Raw genomic sequence first — 18,314 nt, forward strand, 5'->3', positions numbered from 1 at the left:
CTCTACTTAGTCCGCCATCGATTTCTTTTGCCCGGCTTGACAGAGGGCGGTTCAATATCAGGGGCCGTGATCCAAGGTTGCTCTGCCGCAAACCATCGACCTTGTCCACCATGAATGCCAAGGGCAATCAACGTTTGCCATTCGGCTTGAGTTTCTACACCGACGGCAATCACTCGGGTGCTTGTTCCCCCACAAACTCCAATCATACTGCGCACAAATAGTTGATTCTCGTGCCGCTGATCAATATTTTTAATTAAGCTGCGATGTAATTTAAGGTAATTAATTCGTAAATCTTTAATGTAATGAGTAGCAACAATCGTTCGTCCCGCTTGCCCAACCACCAATTGACATCCCAATCCGGCAATCATTCTTAGTACTGGGCGCATATAATCTAAATGTTGAACTAAGCGCCCCTCAGCAAACTCAAAAGACAACCGGGTGCGTAAAGCATAAGGTAACTGCATGATTTCATGGCGAAACCAACGCCAATAGTGTTTATCGGCAAAGGGAACAACATGTAAATTAATCGAGTAATGATCTGTAGATGCTTGGTTTTTCAATAATTGTAGTACACGGATGAAGACTGCGCGATCAAGCATCGCTTCGTAACCAACGGTTTCTAAAGCAGAATTAAAACGCGAGGCCTTGAGCATGCCTTGAACAGGATCATAAATGCGGACAAACAACTCATCATGAATCAATGTTAATTGATTCTTTTCGCTAATTAAATAACACGCCTGCCGGAATAAACGGATTTTCTCAGGAGTGAGACTCTGCTCAAACAAGGTTCGCCAACGTACGCTACCGCGCTCCTCATCGACCGTAACTAATTTCTTAAATCGACTCCAAGCATTACACCCTTGCATCTGAGCACTGCGTAACGCGGTTTCTGTTTCATCAATGATTCGCCCACGTCGTTCTCCTTCTTGATACATACTCATCCCAATATGAAACCAATTTTCTCGTTCTAAAGGATAAGGCGGGCTTAAACGCTCAAGCAACTTAAGGCATTGACTTGCTACATAACTGACATCTTTAGAGGTTTGGTGAGGCATAAAAATCGCGAAGACAGAGTCATAATAGCGTGACAGAACCACATCGGGGTAACGGGCAATGACATTTGCAATACATTCACCCACTTCAACGATAAAATCATCAATGATGACTTTGCCTTGCTGCTCACGCGCGGTATCCAGTTCATCGAGTCGGATCATGATGACCCCACCACGAGCACCACTTTCCAGTAAAGCTGATTCTAGTTTGCTATCAAACAGAACTCGATTAGCGGCACCAGTTAATTGATCAAGAAAGGTTTGACTACGAATAAAGCTATCAAATCGACTTCGCTCTTGACGAGCATCTTGTAGCTCTTCAATCAGTACATCGATAGCTTCACTCGCCGTATAAGGCCACTCTCGTTCATCTCCTTTGGCATACTGCTCAACACGTCCAGCTAAGATCATCCGTCCGCGCTCTTCCAATAACTCAGATCCTAATAACTGTTCACGCAACCATTTTGTCGCTCGGACCAAACAAAAAATGACCACTCCAATTGCTAAAGTGATCGACCACATGGCACCAAAAGAGTAGTTATAACCTAGATAAGGCGGGACCGCTTTAAAATGAATGACGTAACTAGGATGACTGGGCAATGAGAAGCTCATCTGAGTCAAGCGATCGACTGTAATTCTCGACGTTTTATCGTAAAACCGATAAACAACCTCGGATGAAGTCATCAATTCTAGCTCAACAATACTCGATGCCTGCAAGATTTTAGGCATCCAATCGGGCATTGAGTTTGCCGCTTGAGGATCGTGTAACTCTTGATCGACAACGTCAACAATCCCACTTAAGTAGTGTTTGAGGTAATCTTGTCCCATGCGCTGAAACGAGAGTGCACCACCAATAAATAAGATGAACATAGCACTAGTAACAATTAAGGTCACAAAAGCGACTAAACGTGTGCTCAATTTAAGTGTTGGTGTATACCGCATGAAGCTGAATTCCTTTCTTAATTCATCGGCTATAAAAGTGAAATTGGGGTGTCCTAAATTTCTTTAAGTCACTCAATCAGTTGTGCTTAGTCTTAACTATATAAAAAAGCCGCGAACTTCGCGGCTTTTTTTGAAAATCAAATTGCTAGAACGGGATATCGTCATCAAAATCCATCGGCGGCTCATTATATTGTGGCTGAGCTTGCTGAGGTGCAGACGGCTTCGCTGATTGCTGTGCTGAGGGTTGTTGTGGCTGTCCCCAATTACTTTGTTGACCTTGAGGAGCACCTTGTCCAGGCATTGCGCCTTGCTGACGACCGCCCAACATTTGCATTATGCCATTATAACCTTGCACTACAACTTCGGTGGTATAACGATCTTGGCCGCTCTGATCTTGCCATTTACGAGTTTGTAATTGACCTTCGATATAAACCTGCGATCCCTTACGTAAATATTCACCCGCAACTTCAGCGAGTTTGCCATATAAGGCTACGCGATGCCATTCCGTTCTTTCACGTTGCTCGCCGGTGGTTTTATCACGCCAGCTTTCTGAGGTTGCCAGAGTGATATTTGCTACCGCAGCACCACTTGCCATATAGCGAACTTCAGGGTCAGCCCCTAAGTTACCGACCAAAATTACTTTATTTACGCCACGGGTTGCCATGTTCTGCTCCGTCATCAAATTTGGTTTTTTAATATAGTGCTAAAGAATAACACGCTTTGTGACTACTACCAATCTCCGCACTTAATCTGTTATCAGCAAAAGAGAAAATCCAGACACGCTGATCATTTTTTCGATCCTTGTCGTTATTTCAAGTTTTGACAATAGTATCATTTACTTAGCTCATGGATATGTTACGCAAAGCGTTGATTAACCGTTCGTATCGTCACTGATATTCCGGCATGCTGAACAAACCGTGTTTGTATATCAATCAGGATGAATCCTATGCCCAAATCGAGTTATGCGCGCACCATCTACTATCTGACGACAGACGTAAATCAAGCAACACCGAGCCAGCTACAGAAAGCATTTCATCAACTTGCCATTCCAATAGAAAAGGTCGAACCTGAACCATTGGTTCAACAATATCGGCATAGTAAGCACAAGATACTCCTGCTTGATTATCAAGATCATCGCGCGATTCGTCATCGACTTGGTCCTTTAAAACTGACCACTCACTATCTGGAAACCATTTTGTTCAATGTCGACAAACGATTACCCACAGATTTATTAATCAGCTTTGGTAATTTAAAGGGGCTCTTTTACCAAACCGATAGCGCGGAGCAACTTTCCCATGGCTTGGCGCAGATCATTAATGGCCAAAATTGGTTGCCTCGTCATGTTTCGAACCAATTATTACATCATTTTCGTTACGCATTTCATGAGCAACATACCAAAGCCACTCTCGATCTTACGGTTCGGGAAATACAGATTTTACGCTGTTTGCAAGCACAAGCTTCCAACGATGATATTGCGAAAAACCTATTTATCAGCGAACTGACCGTAAAATCTCATCTGTACCAAATTTATAAAAAGCTCGCGGTAAAAAACCGAGCGCAAGCGATATCTTGGGCCAATCACCACATTTTTCAGTAATGATATCGGGCTGTTAGAATGTTATCGATAATAGGCAGCGTTGCACATTTTCGATAACCCAACACAGAATGTGCTCAATCACACGATCAGAACATGGTAAAGTTAGCCTATTGTTGCGCATTAAGCTTATCAAGAAAGATCAACAGTCTTTATGGGCTTATAGCGACTGCACTTTAATAACAATAGGGTTTTGACTAATGATTAATAAATGCCTTTTCCCCGCAGCTGGCTATGGTACTCGCTTTTTACCTGCGACCAAGTCAATGCCAAAAGAGATGATGCCAGTGGTGAATAAACCACTGATCGAATATGGGGTTGAAGAAGCGATTCAAGCTGGTATGACTGGAATGTGTATTGTTACCGGACGCGGCAAACACGCAATCATGGATCACTTCGATATGAACTATGAGTTGGAACACCAAATTCGTGGTACCAACAAAGAAGAATTGCTGATCGATATTCGACAAATCATTGATACTGCTCACTTTACCTACATTCGTCAACGTGAAATGAAAGGCTTAGGGCATGCAATCTTAACAGGCCGTGAACTCGTCGGTGATGAACCTTTTGCTGTAGTTCTCGCCGATGATTTATGTGTCAATGCCGAGCAAGGGGTCTTAGCACAAATGGTCGCGCTGTATAAGCAATTCCGCTGCTCAATTGTTGCCGTGCAAGAAGTGCCTGCTGAAGAAACACATAAGTATGGTGTGATTGCTGGAGAGATGATCAAAGACGATCTGTTCCGTGTCGACAACATGGTTGAAAAACCAGAGCCGGGGACAGCGCCGAGCAATTTAGCCATTATTGGGCGTTATATTTTAACTCCTGATATTTTTGATTTAATTGAGCAAACCGAGCCTGGTAAAGGTGGCGAAATTCAAATTACCGATGCACTGCTCAAACAAGCTCAATCTGGCTGTGTATTGGCTTATAAATTTAAAGGTCAACGTTTTGATTGCGGCAGTGTCGAAGGCTATATCCAAGCAACCAATTACTGCTTTGAACATTTATATCAACAGAATGAACAAAAAGTAGCTCTAGCCAAGCAATCAACCACTAAAGGTTGATGATTCAGCTTTTCTAAATACGTTATTGACCGAGCCATCATGATGATGGCTTATTTTTTACTGTTTTTTTATCCAGTGAATATTTGCACAAATCTCACTCTATGTAATACTGACCCTACTTGATATTACGGTAGACTTTCTCGGATGGACAAAATCGAAGTACGTGGGGCGCGTACCCACAACCTGAAAAACATTAACCTGACGATTCCCCGCGATAAATTGATTGTGATCACAGGCCTTTCCGGCTCTGGGAAATCTTCGCTGGCTTTCGATACCCTCTATGCAGAAGGGCAACGTCGTTATGTAGAGTCGTTATCCGCTTATGCTCGGCAGTTTCTGTCATTGATGGAGAAACCCGATGTTGATCATATTGAAGGCTTATCGCCTGCTATTTCGATTGAACAAAAATCTACCTCGCATAACCCTCGTTCGACTGTCGGTACCATTACCGAAGTGTATGATTATCTACGCCTACTTTATGCACGAGTGGGTGAACCGCGTTGCCCTGAGCATCAAGTGCCATTAACAGCACAAACCATCAGTCAGATGGTTGATAAAGTACTCGAAATGCCCGAAGGCAGTAAGTTGATGCTACTGGCGCCAATCATTAAAGAACGCAAAGGTGAACATGTTAAGACGCTGGAAAATCTCGCTGCACAAGGTTTTATTCGTGCCCGTATTGACGGCGAGACCTGTGATCTTTCCGATCCACCAACGTTAGAACTGCATAAAAAACATACCATTGAAGTCGTAGTCGATCGGTTTAAAGTGCGTAGCGATCTTCAACAACGCTTAGCCGAATCGTTCGAAACTGCCTTAGAGCTTTCTGGAGGGATTGTCGTCATTGCGCCGATGGATCAACCAGGTGAGGAACAAGTATTTTCCGCTAACTTTGCTTGTCCACACTGTGGGTATAGCATGCGTGAGTTAGAACCTCGGATGTTCTCATTTAACAATCCAGCAGGCGCTTGTCCAACGTGTGATGGTTTAGGGGTGCAGCAGTATTTTGACCCGAGCCGAGTGATCCAAGATGCTAATTTAAGTTTAGCGCAAGGTGCTATCCGCGGTTGGGACCAAAAGAACTATTACTATTTCCAAATGCTGAATGCATTAGCAGAACATTACGATTTTGATCTCCATCGCCCATTTAATCAACTCCCTAAACGCATTCAAGAAGTGGTATTGCATGGCTCTGGACGAAGTGAAATCGAGTTTAAATACATTAATGATCGTGGTGATATTCGCGTAAAACGCCATCCTTTTGAAGGTATCTTACATAATTTAGAGCGCCGTTACCGCGATACCGAATCTAATTCGGTTCGGGAAGAACTGGTTAAATATATCTCAACCAAGCCGTGCAGTAGTTGTCATGGTACTCGCTTACGTCTTGAATCTCGTCATGTATTTATTAACGACACGACGTTGCCGCAGATCGTCGAGCTCAGTATCGCCGACGCCTTAGATTTTTTTGCTAATATGCAACTCGAAGGTCAGCGAGCGCAAATCGCCGACAAAGTCATGAAAGAGATTAATGACCGCTTACAGTTTTTGGTCAATGTCGGGCTTAATTATCTCAATTTATCACGCAGTGCCGAAACACTCTCCGGCGGTGAGGCACAGCGTATTCGCTTAGCCAGTCAAATTGGTGCCGGACTGGTTGGCGTGATGTATGTATTGGATGAGCCGTCGATTGGTTTACATCAACGAGACAATGAACGATTGCTAAAAACGCTGACCCATTTACGCGACTTAGGCAATACTGTACTGGTCGTCGAGCATGATGAAGATGCGATTCGTATGGCCGATCATGTGATTGATATCGGCCCCGGAGCTGGAGTACATGGTGGAACCATCGTTGCCGAAGGTCATGTGGAGCAGATCATCGCCAACCCACATTCATTGACTGGTCAGTATCTCAGTGGCGTAAAAAAAATTGCCATTCCGACTCAGCGAGTACCTCGAGATCCGAGTAAAACAGTAGAGCTGCTTGGCGCGTCTGGTAATAACTTAAAAAATGTCGATCTTTCTCTGCCTGTCGGACTTTTTACCTGCGTCACTGGTGTTTCTGGCTCTGGTAAATCAACGTTAATCAACGATACTTTCTTCAGCATTGCCCATACTGCTTTAAATGGCGCAACGACGGCAACACCCGCACCTTATAAAGCAATTAAAGGCCTTGAACATTTTGATAAGGTGATCGATATCGATCAAAGCCCGATTGGTAGAACGCCGCGTTCTAACCCCGCAACCTATACCGGTATTTTTACGCCTATTCGTGAGCTATTTTCAGGTACTCAAGAGTCTCGTTCACGAGGCTATAAACCCGGCCGATTCAGTTTTAACGTTCGTGGCGGACGTTGTGAGGCGTGTCAAGGCGATGGCGTCATCAAGGTTGAAATGCATTTTTTACCGGATGTTTATGTCCCTTGTGATGCATGTAAAGGTAAACGTTACAACCGTGAAACCTTAGAAGTTCGTTACAAGGGAAAAAGTATTGATGAAGTACTGCAGATGACCATTGAAGAAGCCCATGCGTTTTTTGAACCTGTCCCTGTGATTGCACGTAAGCTACAAACGCTGATCGATGTTGGCTTATCTTATATTCGCTTAGGACAATCAGCCACGACCTTATCCGGAGGCGAAGCTCAGCGCGTCAAGCTGGCACGTGAATTATCCAAACGTGATACCGGTAAAACGTTGTATATTCTTGATGAGCCAACCACTGGACTCCATTTTCATGATATTCAGCAATTACTGGCCGTACTACATCGTTTGCGTGATCGCGGCAATACCGTCGTGGTTATTGAACACAACCTTGATGTGATTAAAACGGCTGACTGGATCGTCGATTTGGGTCCAGAAGGAGGTCAAGGCGGTGGCTTAATTATTGCCGAAGGTACTCCAGAAGAAGTGGCACAAGTCACTCATTCACATACTGCACGTTTTTTAAAGCCCCTACTGAATCAATAAGGCTATATTGCCGTACCAAAAAACGCTAAAGTAACGCAACCAGTCACTTATGGCTGGTTGCATTTAAGCAAGAATGGATTGATGTTCAACAATAGATTGTGAGAGTTATGGCGACTTTGCTACTCAGTGGTACTCAACTGCAACCGACGATTCCGAGAGCCCCTTTAAATAAAGCTTTCCTGATAGCCCTTGGCGCCGTGTATTTACTCGCAATGCATTTTTTTATGCCCAATCCAGGTGGTTCAGGGTTAGCCTTATCGTTTAATCCGACTACGTGGATAGCCGTCAGTATCACCATCGCCATTGGTTGGTATCAAATCGCACTGAATCAAAACCTACGTTATTCTAAATTAACGGTCGTTTTTTTTGTTAGTTGTTGCATTTTAAGCACACCACTATTGTATGGAAACGCCTATTTCGCAGGGACGGTTGGACGGCTAACAGGATTGTGGGCTGGCTTAGCGTTATTTATCTGCTTACAACAGTTCTATTGGAGTAATAAACATAAACAACGTTTACTATGGTATATCTTACTCGCGGTTCTTATTCAGACATTATTTGGGCTGTATCAATATTTACTGTTAAGCCCCAATAACTGGTTTGGTTATAACACAATAGCGAATCGACCTTACGGCATTTTCCAGCAACCGAATGTCATGGCCAGTTTTATGGCAACGGGACTGATCGTATCAGGCTATTTATTGGCTCGCCAACCTAAAAAATATCACACCAAACTATTTGAAATTGGTCTGCTCTATCTTACGCCGCTACTGACTCTGCCTCTATTAGTTGTATTAGCCTCACGCACTGGCTGGTTATCAGCGGTATTAGGGACGATGATGATTTTGCCTTATCTTTATCGATTTGCGCCCCGTCGCCGATGGATTTATTGGCTCAGCGCCAGCCTTGCGGGAGTGTTACTCGGATTTGTAGCTATGTACAGCCAAAGTACCAGTGATATGGTGACCAGTAAAGCCGACCTTGAGAGTCCAAGACGCTATATCTTTCCCCAAACCGTAGACATGCTGATTGAAAAACCATTTACTGGTTATGGCTATGGTAATTTTGAAACCGAATATTTGCTGTACACCGCGCGTCAACATCAACTCAATCCGAATTATCCTGCGGGATTACCCGCGATGGATCATCCACATAATGAGCTACTTTTTTGGGGCGTTGAAGGTGGATTGTTACCCCTACTAGGAATGGCGATTGCTGCTGGATTTGTACTACTGAAAGTCCGCACTGCGAAAAAAGGCACTCGCCTCGCGATGCTTGCACTTCTCGTATCTATTGTTGTACATAGTCAATTGGAGTACCCATTTTATCACTCGGCGATTCACTGGATTAGCTTTGTGGTTTTGCTGTATTGGATTGATCAGCGAGTTGCTCGATATCGCACTTTATCTTTTAGCCAGCTCAGTGGTTCGTTACTACGTATCCTAAGCTTAGTGCTCCCCATCATCACTAGCTTATATATGCTAACGTCACTGCACAGTAATTATGTACTGACTCAATTCGAAAAATCGAATCCACCTAATCCTGATATTTTACACAAGGTCACCAATCCATTGGTATGGCGAGATCGCTTCGACTGGAATATTTACAGTACCTATCTCAATCTAGGCTTGCATCAGCAACGAGCTGATTATATCCAGCCTTATATCGATTGGTCGTTATCGATTATTCAGCATAAACCAAGGCCCGCTTTTTATCGTAACCTGATCTTGGCCTACCAAGGTTTAGGTGATGACAGTCGTGCAGCGCAAATCCGTTCAGAAGCGCAGTTTCTCTTCCCAACGCTCGATTTCACTTCGCCAAATACTTCTCTAGCACCATCAGACGTTGTGAGTAACCCAGCCTCTAGCGAGAGATTGTGATTGAACGATCCGCTCACCTCTCAAGTAAAAGTTGTCTTTAAAATAAGGTAAAAATCCCCTATAAACATTCATGAATTTAGGGGAAATTGAGCGGTTTAAAACACTATACATTCAGACTTATCGCTGTAAAGCGAGTCCATCTTCCAATGCCTTGAGACACAAGGCGATGTTTTCTGGGCGAGCAGCGTATCCCATCAAGCCAATTCGCCATGCTTTACCGGCTAACGCCCCTAATCCAGCACCTATCTCTAAGTTGTAGTGCTTGAGTAAATGCTCACGTAGTGCTGCATCATCCACACCTTGAGGAATATACACAGCATTCAATTGAGGCAGACGGCTTGCTTCATCAACCACAAAGGTGAGCCCTAGTTTTTCTAAGCCTTGCTTTAAAACATTATGCATTCGGCGATGGCGCTCCCACGCATTCTCCAATCCTTCTTGTTGCAGTAATAGCAATGCTTCATGTAAAGCGTATAAACTATTGACGGGGGCCGTATGATGATAGCTACGTTTGCTCGCTCCACTCCAATACCCAAGGACTAAGCTTTGATCAAGAAACCAACTTTGAGGTGCTGTAGTACGTGCATGTATTTTATCAATCGCAGCGGGAGAAAAAGTTAATGGTGATAAACCTGGCACACAAGATAGGCATTTCTGACTTCCAGAATACACCGCATCCAGTTGCCACTCATCGACCAATAGCGGTACACCACCCAGTGATGTAACTGCATCAACAATTGTCAACATGCCGTATTGCTTGGCTAACTGGCCGAGAGATTGTGCATCACTACAAGCCCCTGTTGACGTCTCTGCATGCACAAAAGCCAAAATTTTTGCATCGCTGTGCGCTGCTAACGTGGCAGCGACTTTATCAACTGAAACTGGCTTCCCCCACTCATCATCAATCACAATCACTTGTGCGCCACAACGAACGGCATTTTCACGCATTCGTTCACCAAACACACCATTACGACAGACAATCACTTTATCGCCGGGCTCAACTAAATTAACGAAACAAGCTTCCATGCCCGCACTACCCGGTGCTGATACCGCAATGGTAAATTCGTTGTTAGTTTGAAAGGCGTATTGTAATAACTGCTTTAGTTCATCCATCATGGCGATAAATAATGGGTCAAGATGACCAACGGTTGGTCGACTCAACGCTTGTAATACTTGCGGGGCAATATCTGAAGGACCTGGTCCCATCAATATCCGACGAGGTGGAATAAAACTGCTAATAGCCATGGTTGCTCCTTGCTGTTTCGATGGCGAGAGTGGTTGAGGTTAATGCAAATTATCTCGTATCACAATGCGACCGAAGTCTAGTGATCGAACCATATTCACATTCTGATCATTTTTATTTGCATTAGTGACAACATTTGCAATTGACATTAATGCAACAAAACCGTTCAATGAATGCGCTATCTATATCAAACAGACCAACAAAGTACATTAAGTCTCGAAGGTATAGCAGAAGAGGAGCACTGCCCAGGCAGATCATTTGTGGAGCCTCAACTCCAATACAAACGATCCATGGGGAGCAGTGCCGAGGTAAAACAAAGGTGAGGCTTTGATTTACCGGTTGCATGGGCTGAATCCCTGTGACTGTCACCAGACGAAACTGGTGAAGAGCTTCTGAGGACATCGATTAACCGTTATCCCTCTTTATTTGCTCTCAGTTCACACTCTTCAAAACATTGGACGTTGGATTACCAACCATTTTTCATTTATAGGAAGTCTTGGGAGACATGCTGTGAACGCATTCAATGTCGCTAAATTTGGCGGAACAAGTGTTGCTAATTTTCAAGCGATGAGCTGCAGTGCAGCGATCATCGAAAATAATCCCACCACTAAATTGGTGGTGATCAGTGCCTGTTCAGGAGTGACCAATCTGCTGGTTGAATTGGCAAACGGAGTACAAGATAGCCAACAGCGCGCGATGATTATTCAACAATTAGCGGATATTCACTACGCTATTATTGAGTCTTTAAGCGCTCCGCAAAAGGTCAGTACTGAGATAGATGTCATCTTAGAGACCGTTCGCCGAGCAGCGGATGCCGCCGCATTTGAAGTCAGCAAAAAATTGACTGATCATCTTGTCGCTTGCGGGGAGTTAATGTCCACTTATTTACTCACTCAAATCCTTTGTGAGCGTGGTGTCGATGCCGTGCGCTTTGACGTTCGTCAAGTGATGCGTACTGATGATCATTATGGTCGAGCCGAACCACAGCTAGCCGAGTTACAAGCTTTAGTGACCGAAAAATTACAGCCACTCTGCCAACAACACGTTGTCGTCACTCAAGGTTTCATTGGTGCCGACCAAGATGGAAATACCACCACCCTTGGTCGAGGAGGCAGTGATTATTCCGCAGCGTTAATCGCCGAAGCAATGCAAGCGTGCGGCCTAGAAATTTGGACCGATGTACCGGGAATGTATACTACCGATCCTCGGATTGTCGCCAAAGCGGCTCCGATTGCTGAAATTAGTTTTAGTGAAGCATCAGAAATGGCCAATTTTGGTGCTAAAATTCTTCACCCTTCAACTCTAGTACCTGCGATTCGTCATGGTATTCCTGTCTTTGTGGGCTCGTCCAAAGCACCACAAAAGGGAGGCACTTGGATCCGCCAACAGGTCGACAGTACCCCACTATTTCGAGCCCTCGCACTACGCTGTAATCAAACGATGGTCACTTTGCGCAGTGCGAATATGTTCCATACTTATGGTTTTTTAGCCAAAGTATTTGAAATATTAGCCAAACATAAAATTTCTGTAGATCTGATCACGACTTCAGAAATTAGTGTATCGCTAACCTTAGATAAAACCGATACATCAGGCGGCAACCCTGAATTACCACAACACGTTCGCCAAGAGTTAGAGGCTTTATGTACGGTAGAAGTCGAACACGATCTCTGCTTAGTCGCGCTGATTGGTAACAAAATGAAAGATAGGCCCGGTTATGCCAAACGAGTCTTTAGTGTGTTAGATGAATTTAATCTACGAATGATTTGTTATGGCGCCAGCGCCCATAATCTCTGCTTTTTAGTCAATAGCCACGTTGCTAAATCGGTCATTCAAAAGCTGCATCAAGAGTTATTTGAATAACACTAAACTCAAACAGGCAGGTCGTCATGATGCGACCTGCCGAGCTTGGAGTGTTAACCGTTAATATTGGGGCCAAGCCACTTTTCGGCGGTTAATTTATCCCAGCCTTTACGCTCAGCATAACTTTGAACTTGATCTTCTTGGATCTGAGCTATGGCAAAATAACGTGAATCTGGATGAGAAAAATACCATCCCGAGACCGATGATCCCGGCCACATCGCGTAACTACTGGTTAACGACATGCCTATATTTTCTTCAACCGATAGCAATTGCCATAGCGTGCCTTTTTCAGTGTGCTCAGGACAAGCCGGATAACCGGGTGCCGGGCGAATCCCCTGATACTTTTCGCGGATCAAATCATCACAGGTAAGCTCTTCTTCACTCGCATAGCCCCAAATGTCTTTACGCATCTGCTGATGTAAATACTCAGCAAAAGCTTCCGCTAAACGATCCGCCACCGCTTGAATCATGATCGCATTATAATCATCCCCTTGGGCTTTATAAGCATCAGCCAGCTCCCTTTCCCCAATGCCTCCAGTGACAGCAAAAGCGCCGATCCAATCTTGTTTCGCTGATGATTTCGGCGCGATATAATCGGCAAGGCAATAGTTCGCACCTTTCGGCTTCTCCGTCTGCTGACGCAGATGATGCAATACATGGATAACCTCACTACGTGTTTCATCCGCGTAAACTTCAATATCATCACCCACGCTGGCGGCAGGAAACAAGCCACAAATCCCCTTAGCTTGCAGTAATCCCTCTTGTTCCACTCGGTCTAATAATGCATTGGCATCAGCAAATAAGCGCTGAGCCTCTTCTCCTACCTCTTCGTGCTGCAAAATGGCTGGGTATTTTCCCATTAAAGACCAAGTCATAAAGAAGGGCGTCCAATCGATATACTCACGCAACAAAGCAATCGAGCAATTGTCAAACACATGAACACCAGGCTTAGCCGGTACTGGTGGGGTATAAGATTGCCAATCAATAGCGACTTTGTTGGCCCGAGCTTTGTCCAAACTGATTGGTCGTGTTTTCGGGGTTTTTCGAGCATGCTGATCCCTAGTACGTTGATAGTCGAGATCTAACTTTTCAATAAATGCGGGTCGTAGTTCATCAGATAGCAGAGCACTGCATACTCCCACTGCCCGGGATGCGTTATTCACATAAACAACCGGATGACGATAGTTTTGTTCTATTTTAACCGCGGTATGTGCTTTAGACGTTGTTGCCCCTCCAATCAACAACGGCAGATTGAATCCCTGTCTCTCCATCTCTTTCGCCACATGAACCATTTCATCTAGTGAAGGGGTAATCAAACCGGATAAACCGATAATATCCACTTGCTGTTCTTTGGCGGCTTTCAGTATTTGCTCACACGGTACCATCACACCCAGATCAATGATTTCGTAGTTATTGCACTGCAATACAACACCGACAATATTTTTACCAATGTCATGTACATCACCTTTTACGGTCGCGAGTAAGATCTTACCGTTGGTCGACCCGGCTTGTTTTAAGGCATTAATATAGGGTTCTAAATACGCGACCGCTTGTTTCATCACTCGCGCCGACTTCACCACTTGAGGTAAGAACATCTTACCCTCACCAAACAAATCACCAACTACGTTCATGCCATCCATTAATGGACCTTCGATCACATCCAATGGCCGAGAAGACTGCTGACGAGCTTCCTCGGTATCTTCAACAATAAATTCAGTGATACCTTTAACTAATGCATGCTCTAAACGTTTTGCTACAGGCCAACTACGCCATTCAAGTAAAGCCGGATCGTCCACTTTACCCACGGCATTGTCACGATACTGTTCCGCTATCTCAAGTAAGCGCTCTGTCGCGTCAGCTCGACGGTTCAGCACCACATCTTCCACTGCCTCACGTAAACTGAGTGGCACGTTGTCATAGATTTCTAGTTGACCGGCGTTAACGATCCCCATATCCATGCCATGTTTAAAGCAGTGATAGAGAAATACGGCATGAATCGCCTCTCGAACATAGTTATTACCACGAAATGAAAAAGAAACGTTAGACACACCACCGGAAATCATCGCATGAGGTAAGTCGCGTTTGATATCCGCAATGGCTTCAATAAAATCCACCGCATAGTTATTGTGTTCATCAATGCCAGTGGCAATGGCGAAGATGTTGGGATCAAAGATAATGTCCTCTGCTGGAAAACCAACTTCATCCACTAAAATTCGATACGCATTAGTACAGATCTCAACCTTACGCTCACGGGTATCGGCTTGCCCCATTTCATCAAACGCCATCACAATCACGGCCGCACCATAACGGCGAACCAATTTGGCTTGTTCAATAAATTTCTCTTTACCTTCTTTTAGAGAAATCGAGTTAACAATACCTTTACCTTGAATGCACTTTAGTCCCGCCTCAATCACTTCCCATGTTGATGAATCCACCATAATCGGTACTTTTGAGATCTCTGGTTCCGAAGCGCACAGCTGTAAAAATCGCACCATACAGGCTTTGGCATCAAGCATGCCTTCATCCATATTAATATCGATGATCTGAGCTCCGTTAGCGACTTGCTCACGAGCCACATCTAAAGCTTCATCGTATAACTCTTCACGAATAAGACGCTTAAAACGTGCCGAGCCAGTGACATTGGTTCGCTCACCGACATTAACAAATAGGGTATCAGCCTCAATGATCAACGGCTCTAAACCAGAAAGACGGCAAGCGACTTTTTGCTCAGGTAGTGGACGAGGAGCCACCCCTTCAACCGCTTTCGCCATTGCTGCAATGTGCTCAGGTGTCGTACCACAGCAACCACCAACCAGATTCAGAAATCCCGCTTGTGCCCATTCAGCAATATGCTCTGCCATTTCTTGCGCACCGAGATCGTATTCACCAAACGCATTCGGTAAGCCCGCATTAGGATGAGCAGAGACATAACTTTCTGAGATTCTTGATAACTCAGCAATGTATTGGCGTAATTCGTCAGGACCAAGTGCACAATTCAAACCAAAAGAGAGCGGACGGACATGACGTAAAGAGTGATAAAAGGCTTCCGTGGTTTGCCCGGAAAGCGTTCGCCCTGAGGCATCGGTAATGGTGCCTGAGATCATGACTGGTAATGCGTAACCTAACTCTTCAAACACGCAATCAACAGCAAAAGCACAAGCTTTCGCATTAAGCGTATCAAAAATCGTTTCAATCATGATCAGATCGCAACCACCTTCAATCAACGCACGAGTAGATTCTGAATAGGCGTCAACCAGTTGATCAAAACTAACATTACGATAACCTGGATCATTCACATCGGGGGAGATCGAACAAGTTCGGTTGGTCGGGCCGAGTACACCAGCAACATAACGAGGTTTATCGGGTGTTTTTTGGCTCCATTCATCGGCGACTTGGCGTGCTAGTTGCGCAGCAGCATAATTAATTTCTGCGCTTAATGACTGCATATCATAATCAGCCATCGCAATAGTGGTCGAGTTGAAGGTGTTGGTTTCTAAAATATCTGCGCCAGCGGCTAGATAAGCATGATGAATCTCTTTAATTAATTGTGGTTGCGATAAAACTAACAGATCATTGTTACCTTTAAGATCACAGTGCCAATCAGAAAATCTGCTGCCTCGATAATCTTCCTCTTGTAACTGATAACTCTGAATCATGGTGCCCATACCACCATCTATCAGCAGAATTCTATGTTTGAGTTGCTGTTCTATTTGCTTGGATAGCTGACTTCCCACCGTTAAACCTCATTCCCTGGTATTTATTTCTCATCCTACCACAGTTTAGTTAGAAATCTAGACGTCTAAAAAGAGATTAATAACTGGATAAATCGTGCCATAACCTAAAATTTTAATGTTAGAAAATGTTTGCTATTTGTTATCGATGCAACGAAAATTTTAATCACACTTTGTTACATAATGAGAAAGAGAATGTCGGTTTACTATACCTTATGCTTTTTATCAGCTGCAGCGATGATGATTGCTTTTATCAACAGTAAAATAATCAAAATGCAAACCACCATTGCCATTACCGCAGGCTCAATGATACTTTCGATATTGATCATCATTGCAGGGCAAAATGACTGGTTTTATCTAGCACAAATCGCAACTGATACCGTTACTAGGATTAACTTTGAAAGCTTTTTGTTGAAAGGAATCTTGGGGTTTCTACTCTTTGCGGGTGGTTTAGGGATAAAACTTCCTAATTTAAAAGAGCAAAAGTGGGAGATTACCGTGCTCGCTCTAGGAGCGACTCTTTTCTCTACTTTCTTCATCGGTCTAGTCTTGTATGCCTTTTGTCAGTTTATCGGTATTCAACTCGATCTAATCTACTGTTTACTGTTTGGATCTCTTATCTCCCCTACTGACCCCATTGCTGTACTAGCGATTGTAAAAAAACTGAATGCCCCAAAGCGTATTTCGACCCAAATTGAAGGTGAATCGTTATTTAACGATGGATTCGGGTTGGTTATCTTCGTCACGCTATTCACTATTGCTTTTGGTCATGAAACGCCAACGATTGGCAGTGTGGCTGCGCTATTTGCTCAAGAAGCATTAGGCGGCATTGCCTATGGCTTTTTGCTTGGCCTACTCTTTCATTACTTGATCAGTGCTACTGATGACCATTCTATGGAGCTCTTACTCACTATCGGCATCCCAACAGCAGGGTATGTTTTTGCTGATGTCATCCATGTCTCCGGTCCCTTAGCCATGGTAGTCTCTGGCATTATGATCGGTAACTGGACACGTTTTATCGGTTTTTCTAAAGAGAGTGAAGAGCACTTAGATCATTTCTGGGAGTTAGTGGATGAATTTTTAAATGGCGTACTATTTTTGTTGATCGGTATGTCAATGTTGCTATTTGAATTTCATCAAGAAGATTGGATTCTAATGGCATTTGCCATTCCACTGGTATTATGTGCACGCTATCTGAGTGTGTGGGTATCTTATTTGGGCTTTAAACGCTTTCGTCATTACAACCCATGGTCGGTTAGAATTCTGACTTGGGGAGGTTTGAGAGGAGGCTTAGCGTTAGCCATGGCGCTCTCTATCCCCGCCGGGGTAATGGTCATTCCAGATAAATTAATTGATGTGAAAGAATTGGTAATGGTAATGACCTATGCTGTAGTTGTGTTTTCCATCTTAGTGCAAGGTTCTACCATTACCCCAATGATTGAAAAAGCCAAGCAGGCCGAGTCAGACAACACTAAACACTGAGATGAAAATAGCCCTATAAAGCGAATACTATAGGGCTATTTTTTGCCTTATTTTCCACTTTCAGATAGCAATCTTTGTGTTCGAATAAAGCTAATAGCCAAAAATAAAAAGCCCTAACGTAAGTTAAGGCTTTTTATTTTTATAACACTCAACACCAGTATTCATCAAGGAGCGGTGGAATAGTCAGCTTCGGGACCAACCGAGCTAACAACGGTAGGGCTCTTAAATCAAAAAATGTCTTAGCCAAACGACTAAGGCCTTCTTAAAATATGGCAGGGATGGAGAGATTCGAACTCCCAACACGCCGTATTTTTGGTATCAGCGGGATCCGCTGCTCTGCCGCTTCCTCGTTGATAATATTACACCTAGATCAAAAAAGGTCTTAGTCAAACGACTAAGACCTTTTGAATCTGGCAGGGGTGGAGAGATTCGAACTCCCAACACGCGGATTTGGAATCCGCTGCTCTACCAATTGGAGCTACACCCCTAA

General features: G+C 44.0%; 10 protein-coding genes, 1 tRNA gene and 1 riboswitch. Of the genes, 6 read left to right on the plus strand and 5 right to left on the minus strand.

Annotated features, from left to right (window positions below):
- Window positions 1-2: 2 nt before the first annotated feature.
- Both csrD and AACS00_RS01095 read right to left on the minus strand, forming a co-directional pair.
- Window positions 3-1,994: an RNase E specificity factor CsrD gene (csrD, locus tag AACS00_RS01090; RefSeq protein WP_072669056.1), complete on the minus strand. Its 1,992-nt coding sequence runs from the start codon at window positions 1,992-1,994 to the stop codon at window positions 3-5.
- Between the two features lie 145 nt (window positions 1,995-2,139).
- Window positions 2,140-2,658: a single-stranded DNA-binding protein gene (locus AACS00_RS01095; protein WP_072669057.1), complete on the minus strand. Its 519-nt coding sequence runs from the start codon at window positions 2,656-2,658 to the stop codon at window positions 2,140-2,142.
- Window positions 2,659-2,940: 282 nt separating this feature from the next.
- Between AACS00_RS01095 and AACS00_RS01100 the strand changes: the two genes are divergently transcribed.
- From AACS00_RS01100 to AACS00_RS01115, 4 genes are all read left to right on the plus strand, one after another.
- Window positions 2,941-3,591 (plus strand): LuxR C-terminal-related transcriptional regulator, encoded by a 651-nt coding sequence (locus AACS00_RS01100; RefSeq protein WP_072669058.1) that lies wholly within the window; start codon window positions 2,941-2,943, stop codon window positions 3,589-3,591.
- A 197-nt stretch (window positions 3,592-3,788) separates the two neighbouring features.
- Complete coding sequence (gene galU, locus AACS00_RS01105; protein WP_072669059.1) at window positions 3,789-4,658, plus strand: UTP--glucose-1-phosphate uridylyltransferase GalU; 870 nt, start codon at window positions 3,789-3,791, stop codon at window positions 4,656-4,658.
- Window positions 4,659-4,802: 144 nt separating this feature from the next.
- Entirely contained in the window at window positions 4,803-7,628 is a 2,826-nt protein-coding gene (gene uvrA / locus AACS00_RS01110; protein ID WP_072669060.1) for an excinuclease ABC subunit UvrA, read from the plus strand.
- 107 nt (window positions 7,629-7,735) lie between these two features.
- The gene (locus tag AACS00_RS01115) at window positions 7,736-9,508 is read left to right on the plus strand and encodes a PglL family O-oligosaccharyltransferase (protein WP_110168205.1); all 1,773 of its coding nucleotides are present in this window, start codon (window positions 7,736-7,738) and stop codon (window positions 9,506-9,508) included.
- Between the two features lie 117 nt (window positions 9,509-9,625).
- Here the strand turns inward: AACS00_RS01115 and AACS00_RS01120 are convergent, their stop codons facing one another.
- Complete coding sequence (locus AACS00_RS01120; RefSeq protein ID WP_072669062.1) at window positions 9,626-10,753, minus strand: pyridoxal-phosphate-dependent aminotransferase family protein; 1,128 nt, start codon at window positions 10,751-10,753, stop codon at window positions 9,626-9,628.
- A gap of 221 nt (window positions 10,754-10,974) precedes the next feature.
- A riboswitch (Lysine riboswitch) is annotated at window positions 10,975-11,151 on the plus strand.
- Window positions 11,152-11,261: 110 nt separating this feature from the next.
- Here AACS00_RS01120 and lysC point away from each other — a divergent pair.
- Window positions 11,262-12,611: a lysine-sensitive aspartokinase 3 gene (gene lysC, locus AACS00_RS01125; protein ID WP_072669063.1), complete on the plus strand. Its 1,350-nt coding sequence runs from the start codon at window positions 11,262-11,264 to the stop codon at window positions 12,609-12,611.
- A 53-nt stretch (window positions 12,612-12,664) separates the two neighbouring features.
- Here lysC and metH read toward each other — a convergent pair whose 3' ends face one another.
- Window positions 12,665-16,345, minus strand: coding sequence for a methionine synthase (gene metH, locus AACS00_RS01130; protein ID WP_072669064.1), 3,681 nt, complete (start codon window positions 16,343-16,345; stop codon window positions 12,665-12,667).
- 192 nt (window positions 16,346-16,537) lie between these two features.
- Here metH and AACS00_RS01135 point away from each other — a divergent pair, with 192 nt between their 5' ends.
- Complete coding sequence (locus AACS00_RS01135; RefSeq protein WP_072669065.1) at window positions 16,538-17,824, plus strand: cation:proton antiporter; 1,287 nt, start codon at window positions 16,538-16,540, stop codon at window positions 17,822-17,824.
- A 411-nt stretch (window positions 17,825-18,235) separates the two neighbouring features.
- Here AACS00_RS01135 and AACS00_RS01140 read toward each other — a convergent pair.
- Window positions 18,236-18,312, minus strand: a tRNA-Trp gene (locus AACS00_RS01140).
- Between the last annotated feature and the right edge of the window lie 2 nt (window positions 18,313-18,314).

The sequence above is a fragment of the Vibrio sp. 11986-1-5 genome, assembly GCF_963878025.1.
GTDB lineage: Bacteria > Pseudomonadota > Gammaproteobacteria > Enterobacterales > Vibrionaceae > Vibrio > Vibrio injensis.